The organism is Streptomyces platensis, assembly GCF_008704855.1.
Taxonomy (GTDB): Bacteria; Actinomycetota; Actinomycetes; order Streptomycetales; family Streptomycetaceae; genus Streptomyces; species Streptomyces platensis.
On the sequence record NZ_CP023691.1, the window covers coordinates 1,397,226 to 1,408,952 of the forward strand.

Sequence of the window (11,727 nt, forward strand, 5' to 3'; positions counted from 1 at the left end):
GCGGCGCCCCCGGTGCCGCCGTCACTTACGGGCCGGGGACCAGTCCAGGCCCCAGCCGTAGGCGTGGTCGACGGTGCGCTGCGGGCTGACTCCGGGCTCGGGGACGAGGTAGCGGGCCTCGCGCTGGACGACGAGTTCGCTGCCGGTGTTGGTGATCATGGCCAGCGCGCAGACGTTGGAGGGCACCGTGCAGGCGTCCAGGGTGAAGTCGACCGGGGCGCCGTGCTGGGGCTGGAGGGTGACGGTCGCGCTCAGCCCCTCGAAGCTGCGGGCGCCGGCGTACACCGTGACGAAGATCAGGATGCGCTTGATGCGGTCCTGGTGGTCGAGGTTGATGGTCATGTTCTCGCCGGCCGCGACGCCGCCGGTGCGGTCGTCGCCGTCGAGCTGGATGTACGGCGGGGCGTGCAGGGCGCCGAAGTTGTTGCCCAGCGGATGGACCACGCCCGCGGCGCCGTCGGTGAGTTGGTAGAGCGCGCACAGGTCGAGGTCGAGCTCCCCGGAGGGCAGCAGCGCGCCGCGGGCACCCATGGCCTCCATCGCCTTGCGGCCGAGCTTCTTGCCCAGCCGCTTGCCCGCCGAACCGGCGTTCCAGTTGAGGTTCACCCGCATCGCGCCGGAGGTGCCGCCCTGCTTCGTCAGGGAGACGGCCGGGGCGTCCTTCGTGAGGGTGACCTTGGTCAGACGCACGGGCGCGGGGGCGGGCGCGGGCTGCCCCGGCGGGGGCGGCACGGGCGCCGCCGGCTGCCCCGTCGGCCACGGGGGCGCGGGAGCCGGGGGCTGCCCCGTGGGGGGCGCGGGAGCCGGGGGCGGCGGCGCCATCGGCGGCGCGGGAGCCATGGCCGGGGGCGCCATGGCCGGGGGTGCGGCGGGCGGCGGAGCGGGGGCGACGGGGGCGGACGCGGCGGGTGCCGGGGCCGGGGGCGCCGCCGGTTCCTCGACGCTGATGCCGAAGTCGGTGGCCAGGCCGGCCAGCCCGGTGGCGTACCCCTGCCCCACCGCACGGAACTTCCAGCCGCCCTGGCGCCGGTAGAGCTCGCCGAGGACGAAGGCGGTCTCGGTGCCGGCGTCCTGGCTGTCGAAGCGGGCGAGTTCGGCGCCGCCCGCGGCGTCCAGCACCCGGATGTGCAGCCCCGGGACGCTGCCGAAGCTGCCGCCGTCGGCGGAGGCGGCGAGCACCACCGTGTCGACGGCGGGTTCGACGGCGGCCAGGTCGACCGCGAGGCAGTCGGTCATCGCGCCGCCGGCCGGGCGCTTGCCTTCGTGGCGTACGGCCCCGGAGGCGTGCGTGGCCTGGTTGTAGAAGACGAAGTCGCCGTCGTCGCGGACCTTTCCGGACACCAGCAGCAGGGCGGAGGCGTCCACGTCCGGTGTCCCCGGGGCCGTCTGCCAGCCCAGTTCGACCCGGACCGCCGGGACCGGAACCGGAACATTGCTGCCCTTGAGCATCGACATCGCCGCGCCTTCCTCTCGTCCGCCGTGCCCCGTCGGTGGTGGCACCCCCCAACCTACTTGTCCCCCACCACTCCGAACGCCCCTTGTTCACCTGCGAGAAGCGAGGTCTTTACACGATCCCTACGGGCGATCGCGACCGATTTCCACAAGTTCGCTCACATTGGCGCTCCATGGCCACTCCGAACACGTAAAACAACCCTCTTTCCAGACTCCCCAATCGGCACATCGTGGGCTTAACTTAAGAGGTATGACCTCCCCCCGCTCTACCTACGGCGGCGGCTACTACGCTTCGCCTTCCTTCCCGGACACTCCGATCTACGACAGCCTCGTCGCAGAGCGCGGTACGCCGCAGATCGCCCCGATCCGGGTGAACCCCTCCCCTTATGAGACGGGTTCGTCCTATTTGCCGGCGCTGCCCTCGGCGCTTCCGGCCCTCCCGGCCGCGCCCTCCTACCCCTCGCCCGCGCAGGGTTACCCGGGAGCGGCCGCACAGCCGGTCGCCCCGCTCCAGCAGACGCCCGCGCCGTACATCCCGCAGCAGGCGGGCTCCCGCGGCTATCAGTCCCCGCCCCAGCAGCAGCCCCAGCGCCCGCCCATGGGCACGGGGTACGAGGCGATGCGTCCGGCCGCCCCGGTCGCGCCGCGCCCCGCCTCGCCCTACGACGACCCGTACGGCCGCCAGTACCCGCGCGGGTACTGACCTGGGCGATCGGTCAACTGTCCGAGGCGGCTGGCAGGATGGCAGACATGCCGAAGCCTGCGCTCCAGTCGATCCATCTCTACCCGGTCAAATCCATTGCGGGGTCCGGTCCCGGCGAGGCGGTCGTGGAGCCGTGGGGGCTCGCCGGGGACCGACGCTGGCTGCTGGTGGACGCCGAGGGCAGGCAGCTCACCCAACGACAGCAGCCGACGCTGGCGTTGGCGCGCGCCGAGGGGCTGCCGGGCGGTGCCCTCGGGCTCACCGCGCCCGGGAGGGAGCCGCTGACGGTCGCGGTGCCCGGGTCCGGGAAGACGGTCCCGGTCGAGGTCTGGAAGGACGAGGTCGAGGCGGTGCCCGCGGGCCCGGAGGCGGACGGGTGGTTCCGCGGGTATCTGGGCGTCGAGTGCCGGCTGGTGTATCTCGACGCCCCGGAGAAGCGCCGGCCCATCGCCCCGGCGTACTCCGCGCCCGGCGACACGGTCAGCTTCGCCGACGGCTTCCCGCTGCTGCTGACCACCACCTCGTCGCTGGACGCCCTCAACTCGCTCATCGCGCAGGGCGACCACGCCGACGAGGGGCCGCTGCCCATGAACCGTTTCCGGCCCAATGTGGTCGTGGACGGCACCGCGCCCTGGGCGGAGGACGACTGGCGCCGGATCCGTATCGGCGAGGTGGAATTCGAGGTGGCCAAGCCCAGCGCACGCTGCGTGGTCACGACAACCGACCAGCGCACCGCCGAGCGCGGCAAGGAACCGCTGCGGACGCTCGCCCACCATCGCCGCTTCGGTGACCGGCTGGTCTTCGGCCAGAATCTGATACCTCGTGGGGTCGGCACGATCCGCATCGGCGACCCGTTCGAGATACTCGGCTGACGGGCCGGCGCGCGCCCCGCACCGTGGGGTTTCCCGACCGGCGGCGGGCCGCCGCGGCCGGTGACCATCTGCCCGCGGTGTGCGCCCGGCGGCGCCGACGGATGGGCCGCCGGACGACGGAGAGCTGTGGGCCGATGGCTGCGAGGGACACCGGATGCGACCGTCCGCGTCCCGTCCAGCATCTGCGCCCCGGGGACCACGCCTTTGTGAGTTACGGCGATGACGAGGTGCGCTGGGAGGTCGTCACGGCGTTCGTACGGCTCGGGCCGGCCCGCGGCGAGAAGGTGCTGGTGCTGCCCTCCCCCGGGGTGCCGGAGGGCGAGGTACTGGCCAGGATCGACTTCCCCAGCCGCAGCACGGTCCGGGCGCGCGAGCGCGGCCAGTTGGTGGTGAGCAGCATGCGCGAGGTGATGCTCGCCGCCATGCAACGGGCCCATCCCTGCATCGAAGTGCACTGCGACCGCGGGCAGCGCTGGTTGCTGCGCCGGCTGGGCGCCGGGACCGTGTCACGGCCGGCCCTGACGGAGGTGGTGCGCGCGTGGTGAGCTCCGGTCCGGCCGAGGTGCCGGCGGAGGAGTCCGGTCACCGGCTGCTGGAGCGGCGTTTCACCGCCCGGCTGCTGCCGCAACTGCGGCTGCTGGTCGAGGAGTGCGCGGCCCGGGAGGGGCTGGGTGAGCCACGGCGCGGCGAGTTCGTGCTGGCGGTGGACGAGATCGCGGGCAATGCCGTGGAACACGCGGGTGGCTCGGGGCGGCTGGTGCTGCGGCGGGTGGGCGAGGAGCTGGAGTGCCGGATCAGCGACGCCGGACCCGGGTTCAGCGAGGAGGTGATCCCCGAGCTGCTGCCCGGCCTGGACGGCGCGCCCATGGGGCGCGGGCTGTGGCTGGCGCGCCTGGTGGCGGACCGGTTCGCGGTGACGGGCGGGGCGCCGGGGACGGGCCTGCCGGGCGCCGTGGTGACGGTAGCCGTACGGCTGCGCTGACCAGGCAGGAGGCCGGGCCCGGCGGGCCCGGGGCGAGGGCGGACGGGGCCCCGTTCCGTACGTCCGGATGTTGCCTTTTGTACGCGGTGATGTTGCTCTCTCTTCGCAGAACTCTCGCCTGGACCACCCCTGATGCGGTATTCACGGACACGGAGAGGGGGCAACGATGCGAGCGATGAGAGGCGTATGGCGCTGGCGGCGCAATCCGCTGCGGCGCCGGACGGATCGGATCGAGGCCTGGGTGGCGCTCGTCGCGGCCCTCCTGATCGCCCTGGGGGCGACCTCCGCGGGCTGGCTCACCGGACGGGCCGCGCAGGGCGCACTGCTGGAGACCGTACGGATACAGCACCAGCAGCGGCATCTGACGTGGGTCACGGTCGAACGGCTGCTCTCCCGGGCCCCGCTCGACCCCGATCCGGAGACCTCCTCGCAGCGCGATGCGCACCGCCGGGTCCTCGCCCGTTGGATCGCCCGGGACGGCAGCGCGCATATCGGGCAGCTCGCCGCGCCCCGGCCGGTGGAGACCGGTGAGCGGTTCCGGATCTGGACGGACGGCCGGGGCCGGGTGGTGCCGCGGCCGATGGACACGAGTACGGCGGCCACCCATGCGGTGCTGGCCGGGCTGGGCACCACGGCCGGGGTCGGGATGATGATCGAGGGCGCCCGGCGGATGGTCGTCTGGCAGCTGATGGTGCGTCGTTTCCGCCGCTGGGACCAGGAGTGGAAACGGGCCGGCCAGGACTGGGGCCGGGCCGACGCGGGCAGCTGAGCGGCTGCCTTTCGAGGCGGCTGACCGTGTCAACTGCCGCCCGCCGGGCGCGCTACGGTGGTGGCGCCAGCCTCTCGGCTGGGGCCTCGCAGACCGGAATACGGACATCCGCGGACGGATGGTGCCGGGCCGACAACAGCCGCACGAAGTGGGGGCACGACAGCGCCATGGCACAGGGCTCGGTCCAGGTGACGCACTCCGGAACGTCCCGTTGGCGACGCCGTACAGGGGAGTACAGCTCGCTCGCCGCCGCCCTGGAGGCCGCCGGGGACGGTGATGTGCTGACCGTCCCGGCCGGTACCTACCGCGAGAATCTGGTGCTGGCGCGCGCGGTGACGCTGCGCGGCCCGGACGGCGCGCGCGGTTCGGTGCGGATCGCCCCGTCCGACGGGGTGGCGCTGACGGTACGCGCCTCGGCCACCGTCCACGATCTGCATCTGGAGGCGACGGATTCGGCCGCGCCCGCGCTGCTGGTGGAGGACGGCGCCCCGGAGCTGGCCGGGCTGCGGGTGGTGACCCGGTCCGCGTCCGGCATCGAGGTCCGCGGCGGCGCCCGCCCCACGGTGCGCCGCTGCACGGTCGACAACGCGGGCGGCGTGGGAATCAGCGTCCTGGACGGCGCCGGCGGCGTCTTCGAGGAGTGCGAGGTGATGGCCGCCGGGCAGGCCGGGGTGGCGGTGCGCGGCGGGGCCCACCCCCGGCTGGAGAACTGCCGGATCCACCACGCCTCGGGCGCCGGGCTGTCGCTGCACGGCGAGGGCAGCGCGGTCGAGGCGGTGGGCTGCGAGCTGTACGAGATCAAGGGCGCGGGCATCCAGGTCGCGTCGCGGGCCACCGGCCACTTCACCGACTGCACGGTCCACCGCACCTCCGCCGACGGCGTCACCCTGGACACCGACGCGGTGCTCACCCTCGCCGACTGCGATATCCACGACATCCCGGAGAACGCCGTCGACCTGCGGTCCCGTTCGGTGCTGACGCTGACCCGCAGCACGGTGCGGCACTTCGGACGCAACGGGCTGTCCGTCTGGGACCCGGGCACCCGCGTGGACGCCAACCAGTGCGAGATCCACGACAGTACGGGCGACTACCCGGCGGTGTGGGTGAGCGACGGCGCCACCGCCGTACTGGACTCGACCCGGGTGCACGATGTCCCGGACGCGCTGTTCGTCCTGGACCGGGGCTCCCGCGCCGATGTCGTCGACTGCGATATCGCACAGGTCCGCAACACCGCGGTGTCGGTGAGCGACGGGGCGACCGTGCAGCTGGACGACTGCCGGATCCGGGAGGCCGCGACGGGCGCCTGGTTCCGTGACCACGGCAGCGGCGGCACGCTCGCCAACTGCACCATCGACGGTGCGCAGACCGGCGTGATCGTCACCAAGGGCGCGGACCCCACCATCGAGGGCTGCACGGTCAGTTCACCGGCCGAGGCCGGGTTCTATGTCTCCGCGGAGGGCCGCGGCACCTTCCAGGGCTGCCGGGTCACCGGGAGTTCCGGCTTCGGCTTCCATGTGATCGACGGCTGCCGTACGACACTGACCCGGTGCCGTACGGAGCGGTGTGCCCGCGGCGGCTACGAGTTCGCCGAGGGCGGGGCCGGGCAGGGCGACGGGCCGACGGTCCAGGACTGCACCAGCGACGAGAGCCGTGCCGTACCGACACCTGCCGCCGGCGCGACGGCACCCGCGGTGCAGCAGCTGACCCAGACGGCCGGGCTGCTGGGCAACGTCCCGGCGCAGGGCCCGCCGCCGGCCGCGCCCGCGCCGGCGGCCGCGGAACCGGCCGTCAGCAGCCGGCCCTCCGACGAGGTGCTGGGCGAGCTGGACACCCTGGTGGGGCTGGAGAGCGTCAAGCGTGAGGTGCGCAGCCTGATCAACATGATCGAGGTGGGGCGCCGGCGCCAGGAGGCGGGGCTGAAGGCCGCGTCGGTGCGCCGCCATCTGGTCTTCACCGGCTCCCCCGGTACCGGCAAGACGACCGTGGCCCGGCTGTACGGCGAAATCCTGGCGGCCCTGGCGGTGTTGGAGCGCGGGCATCTGGTCGAGGTGTCCCGGGTGGACCTGGTGGGCGAGCACATCGGCTCGACGGCGATCCGTACCCAGGAGGCGTTCGACCGGGCGCGCGGCGGCGTGCTCTTCATCGACGAGGCGTATGCCCTCTCCCCCGAGGACTCCGGACGGGACTTCGGCAAGGAGGCCATCGACACCCTCGTGAAGCTGATGGAGGACCACCGGGAGGCAGTGGTGGTGATCGTGGCGGGCTACACCGCCGAGATGGAGCGCTTCCTGGCGGTCAACCCCGGTGTGGCGTCCCGCTTCTCACGGACCATCACCTTCGGCGACTACGCGCCCGAGGAGCTGCTGCGGATCGTCGAGCAGCAGGGCGAGGAGCATGAGTACCGCCTCGCCGAGGGGACCGGCGAGGCACTGCTGAAGTACTTCACCGCGCTCCCCAAGGGCCCCTCCTTCGGCAACGGCCGCACCGCACGGCAGACGTTCGAGGCGATGGTCGAGCGGCACGCGGGCCGGGTGGCGCAGCTGACCGACCCGAGCACCGACGACCTGACCCTCCTCTACCCGGACGACCTGCCCGAACTCCCCTGAGCCGGACGGCCCTCGGGGCTCTCGTCCCCAGCGGGCCGCTGACCCGGCAGGTCCGGGCTGAGCCGGGCGATGAGTTCGGCGCGGACCGTCCCGAAGACCGGGTCGGCCTGGTAGTCGCCATGGCCCAGGATCTGGGCGGGCAGCGGGTTCTGCAACGTGCGGCCGAAGGAGAGCGGATCGCGCAGCGGCCCCTGGTCGATCCGCCGGCCACCCTCGCAGGTGAGCCGGATCGGGCCGCCGATGGGGTCGGTGAAGCGCCACAGATTGCGCCAGTCGTCCATCTCGCGGTGCAGTCCGGTCAGCGCGGGCGGCCCGAAGAAGGCCGGGAACCAGCGCCCGTAGAGACGCTCCAGCGGGCTGCCGTACGTCAGCAGGGCGACGCGGCTGCGGGTGACCAGGTCCAGCTGCCAGACCGCGGCGGCCGCCAGCACACTGCCCTGCGAGTGCCCGGAGAGCACCAGCCGGCCGTCGAACCGCTCGGTCCAGGTCGCCATCCGCCAGGTGAGGTCGGGGACGGCGCGCTCGGCGTAGCAGGGCGGTGCGAAGGGGTGGGCGGCGCGGGGCCAGAACGTACCGACGTCCCACAGGATGCCGATGGTGCGGCGGGCGGAGTGGTCGCGGTAGGCGCGCCGGCCCATGGTGATCAGCAGTATGACCCCGGCGCCCATCAGCCAGGACCCCAGCGACTCCGCGGTCTCGGCGGCGGCGTGCACGACGGGCGGTGCGCCTTCGGTGGCCCGGCCGGGCGCCCGGCCGGTGAGCCACGCGCCGATCACCGCACCGGCCCCGAGGACGAGAGTGACGGCGGAGGTGGCGGCGATCAGGACGGGCGCGGAGTCGGTGAGTCCGGCGCCGGCGATGGTCGCGGCGATGCGCTTGGTGCGGCCCGCGTCGGGCTGCTCGCGCGGGTCGTAGAGCCCGGGGACGTCCTTGGCCACCCGGTTGCGGACGATCACCATGCGGATGGCGGCGAGCACCGCGACCGCGGCGACGACGACCAGCAGCACGGGAATGACCGAGGCCTGCCAGGACAGCAGGACCGGCGGCCCGGGGATGGGGGCGTGCGCCTGGCCGGGGGTCGCGCCGCCGTCCAGCCAGTCCGCGAAGCGCTGGGCGACGCCCCCGGACAGCACCCCGCCGACCGCGCAGGCCAGCAGCGCGACGGCGGGCCCGCCCATGCCGCGCAGCGCGGTGCGGGCGTCGTCGCGGGCGGCGCGCTGGAGTACCCAGGCGGTCACCGCCAGCGCCAGGACCAGCACGCCCTGGAAGACGGCGATCCCGCCGAAGGCGTCGGCGCCGGGCAGCGGGCCGCGGCTGCGCGCACCGGGGCGGGCCCAGCCGGTGTACACCAGGGTCAGCGCCAGCACCGCCAGGGAGGCGAACGGCAGCGTCCGTACCACCAGGTGGTCCGAGGAGACATCCGGTGCGCCCTCGCTGCGGGCGGTGCGCCAGACCACGATCAGGGTGGCGGCGGCGAGCACGATGACCAGAGCGGTCAGCGCCCGGCCGGTGACCGCGAGGACGGGGTGGCCGCCGTCCCCGTCGGCCTTCGCGGCGGCGGCGAGCAGCACCGCGGCGACGGTCAGCACACCGGCCGTGGTGTGCGCGGCGCGCAGCCTGGCGACCAGCCGGCGGCCGTACCAGAAGCCCTCACGGCTGAGCGCGGTGCGTTCGGCGACCGGGGTGTCACGGGAGGTGCCGGGCAGCCGCGGCGGCGGTGAGGCGGATTCGTAGGCACTCCAGGTGCGGCGCGAGAGCCCCCACAGGAAGCCGATGACGAGCAGCGGCACCATGGACGCGAGCGCGAGACGGCGGCCCGGGGCGCTCCACCAGCCGGAGTTGTCGGGGCTGAGGAAGCCCATCCAGGATTTGCCGGCGGCGCAGACGGTGGTGCCGGCGCACTGCCAGGCGGTGAGGTCGAGGGCCACCTCACAGGCCGCGGCGGCGAGCAGGACCGTGAGGGTGAGGGCGAGGATCCGTACGAGCAGGTCGTAGATCCGCTGGGCCGGGTGCTCGGACGGCGCGGCCGGGCGCATCCAGTGGGCGAGGTTGGCGACCATGAAGGGCACCAGGATCAGCCACAGGGCGCGGGCGCCGTTGCCCGAGGTGAGGTTGGACCAGCAGTACGCCTCGCGGACCGGCTCGCCCCGGTAGTCGTCGGGGCGTTGCTCGGCGTCCGCGTCGTCGGTACGGCGGTAGCAGGCGGCGGTGTCGTCGCCGGTGATCAGCTGGACTCGTGGGTCACCGAGCATCTCCTGGGCGGTGGTGCCGCCGACGCCGTGCACCAGCAGCTCCAGGGAGAGCTGTGGTGCGGTGCGCGGTGGCCCATCTGCTGCGGTGTCACGGTCCGTTGAGCGGGCGTGCGGTGTCGGGTCCGCGGTCTCCACTGAATTCCCCCGTAGTCCGTGCGGCGCCATGCGGTGCGACGGCCCCAGGATTGTCTCTTCCCCTTGCGGGGACATCCAGCACCACAGGGGGGTGGTGTTCTGAGGGGGCGGATTGGGGGGGCGGTTGGGGGGCGGTGGCGGCGGCCCTTCGGGGTGGTGATGGCGGCGGGGTGGCGGCGGGTTGGCGTCGCTTGCGGCTTCGTGCTTCGCGCTTCGCGCGTCCCCCCACCCCCGAACCCACCCCCGCCCCCTCCCCCGAAGGGGAGAGGGGGAGGGGGCGGGGGAGCAACCGCCGGGGCCAACCGCCGCCGGCAAACCAGCGCCGGCCACGCCCAGGCCCGAAGCCCCGCCAACCCGCCCTCCACGCCGCCATGCCGCGCTCACCCCACCCAACACACACCGTCGTCCCGCCCCCCGGCACCCACCCCACCCCGCCATCCCCTCCCCCTCTCCCCCGACCCCCCCGTCACTGTCAGCGCCTCGTGCGAGGATGAGGGCATCAGTGATCGCAGGCGGTGAGCCAGCGCGTACGACCCGACACAGTGAGCCGGGGCGGAAGGGACGGGCCGGGGTGAGCGACAACCAGAATCTCCTTGCGGAGCAGCGGCGTGCCCTGATTCTCGACGAGGTCAGACGGCGGGGCGGGGTGCGGGTCAATGAGCTGACCCGCAAGCTGAACGTGTCGGACATGACGGTCCGTCGCGATCTGGATGCGCTGGCCCGCCAGGGCCTGGTGGAGAAGGTGCACGGCGGCGCGGTGCCGGTCAGCGAGCCGAGTGCGCATGAGCCCGGTTTCGAGGCGAAGTCGGGGCTGGAGCTGAGCGCCAAGGAGGACATCGCCAAGGCGGCGGCCGAGATGGCGGCGCCGGGCAGCGCGATCGCGCTGGCGGGCGGTACGACCGCGTTCGCGCTGGCCCAGCAGCTGCTGGAGGTGCCGGATCTGACGGTGGTGACGAATTCGGTGCGGGTGGCGGATGTGTTCTACACCGCGCAGCGGGCGGCGGCCAGCGGCGGCACGGGATCGCGCGCGGGGGCCGCGACGGTGGTGCTGACGGGCGGGGTGCGTACGCCGTCGGACACTTTGGTGGGCCCGGTGGCGGACGCCGCGATCCGGTCGCTGCACTTCGATGTGCTGTTCCTCGGGGTGCACGGCATATCGGTCGAGGCGGGTCTGTCGACGCCGAATCTGGCGGAGGCGGAGACCAACCGGCATTTCGTGCGGTCCGCGCGCCGGGTGGTGGTGGTCGCCGACCACACCAAGTGGGGCACCGTCGGCCTGAGTTCGTTCGCCACGCTGGACGAGGTGGATGTGCTGGTGACGGATGCCGGGATTCCCGCGCAGACGCGTGCGGAGTTCGCGGAGCTGCCGCCGGAGCTGGTGGTGGCGGGCGAGCAGCCGGACGACGCAGACATCTGACGGATCGCCAGCTATGGTGAGCCCGCGCAGGCTCGCCGACCGTCCCGTAGGGGGTGCTCGTCCCATGGCACGCCGACTCCGCCCCGTAGAGCTCGACTTCGTCGAGTCCGCCCCATTGCGGCTGGTGTTCGCCGCGGAGATCAGCGCGCCACCGAAGGCGGTGTACGCGGCGCTGGCGGACGATGTGGCCGGCTGGTCGCGCTGGTTCACGGGCGTGGCGCGCTCGGCGGCGACGCAGGGCGGCGCGGGCCGGGAGGTGCGGCTGACCGGTGGCACCCGCTTCACCGAGACGGTCCTGGCGGCCGAGCCCGACGCCCACTACGCCTACCGCGTCGATACCACCAACGCCCCTGGTCTGCGGGCTCTGTTGGAGGACTGGCGGCTGACACCGGCGAGCGGTGGCACCCGGCTGCGGTGGACGTTCGCGGCGGACGGCCCGGCGCCGTTCCGCGCTCTGCTGACGCTGGCCCGGCCCGGTCTGGGTCACGCCTTCCGGCAGTCGGCGCGGGCCCTGGACCGCAGGCTCACCCGGTCCTGAG

Annotated in this window: 10 protein-coding genes; 8 read left to right on the plus strand and 2 right to left on the minus strand. The window is 73.7% G+C overall.

Translation table 11 applies throughout. The annotated features are described in order from the left end of the window. Positions 1 to 21 precede the first annotated feature (21 nt). Positions 22 to 1,455, minus strand: coding sequence for a TerD family protein (locus CP981_RS05815; protein WP_085924055.1), 1,434 nt, complete (start codon positions 1,453 to 1,455; stop codon positions 22 to 24). Between the two features lie 247 nt (positions 1,456 to 1,702). Here CP981_RS05815 and CP981_RS05820 point away from each other — a divergent pair, with 247 nt between their 5' ends. The 6 genes from CP981_RS05820 to CP981_RS05845 all read left to right on the plus strand — a co-directional run bounded on the left by CP981_RS05820 (position 1,703) and on the right by CP981_RS05845 (position 7,384). Further along, positions 1,703 to 2,155: a DUF6643 family protein gene (locus CP981_RS05820; RefSeq protein ID WP_085924056.1), complete on the plus strand. Its 453-nt coding sequence runs from the start codon at positions 1,703 to 1,705 to the stop codon at positions 2,153 to 2,155. A 47-nt stretch (positions 2,156 to 2,202) separates the two neighbouring features. After that, positions 2,203 to 3,027, plus strand: coding sequence for an MOSC domain-containing protein (locus CP981_RS05825; RefSeq protein ID WP_085924057.1), 825 nt, complete (start codon positions 2,203 to 2,205; stop codon positions 3,025 to 3,027). 134 nt (positions 3,028 to 3,161) lie between these two features. After that, positions 3,162 to 3,572, plus strand: coding sequence for a DEAD/DEAH box helicase family protein (locus tag CP981_RS05830; protein WP_085924058.1), 411 nt, complete (start codon positions 3,162 to 3,164; stop codon positions 3,570 to 3,572). Then, entirely contained in the window at positions 3,566 to 4,009 is a 444-nt protein-coding gene (locus tag CP981_RS05835; RefSeq protein WP_085924059.1) for an ATP-binding protein, read from the plus strand. Before CP981_RS05830 ends, CP981_RS05835 begins: the two co-directional genes overlap by 7 nt. Before the next feature lie 175 nt (positions 4,010 to 4,184). Then, a complete protein-coding gene (locus CP981_RS05840) occupies positions 4,185 to 4,778 on the plus strand; it encodes an Rv1733c family protein (protein WP_085924060.1) in 594 nt (197 codons plus the stop codon). Positions 4,779 to 4,945: 167 nt separating this feature from the next. Continuing rightward, entirely contained in the window at positions 4,946 to 7,384 is a 2,439-nt protein-coding gene (locus CP981_RS05845) for a right-handed parallel beta-helix repeat-containing protein (protein ID WP_085924061.1), read from the plus strand. Here the strand turns inward: CP981_RS05845 and CP981_RS05850 are convergent. Continuing rightward, a complete protein-coding gene (locus tag CP981_RS05850) occupies positions 7,354 to 9,771 on the minus strand; it encodes a hypothetical protein (RefSeq protein ID WP_208852900.1) in 2,418 nt (805 codons plus the stop codon). The genes CP981_RS05845 and CP981_RS05850 overlap by 31 nt on opposite strands. A 571-nt stretch (positions 9,772 to 10,342) precedes the next feature. Between CP981_RS05850 and CP981_RS05855 the strand changes: the two genes are divergently transcribed. Together CP981_RS05855 and CP981_RS05860 are read left to right on the plus strand one after the other, a co-directional pair. Next, the gene (locus CP981_RS05855) at positions 10,343 to 11,188 is read left to right on the plus strand and encodes a DeoR/GlpR family DNA-binding transcription regulator (protein ID WP_085928593.1); all 846 of its coding nucleotides are present in this window, start codon (positions 10,343 to 10,345) and stop codon (positions 11,186 to 11,188) included. 64 nt (positions 11,189 to 11,252) lie between these two features. Next, positions 11,253 to 11,726 carry an SRPBCC family protein gene (locus CP981_RS05860; RefSeq protein WP_085928592.1) on the plus strand — a complete coding sequence of 158 codons (474 nt, stop codon included), beginning with the start codon at positions 11,253 to 11,255 and terminating at the stop codon, positions 11,724 to 11,726. Position 11,727: the final 1 nt, after the last annotated feature.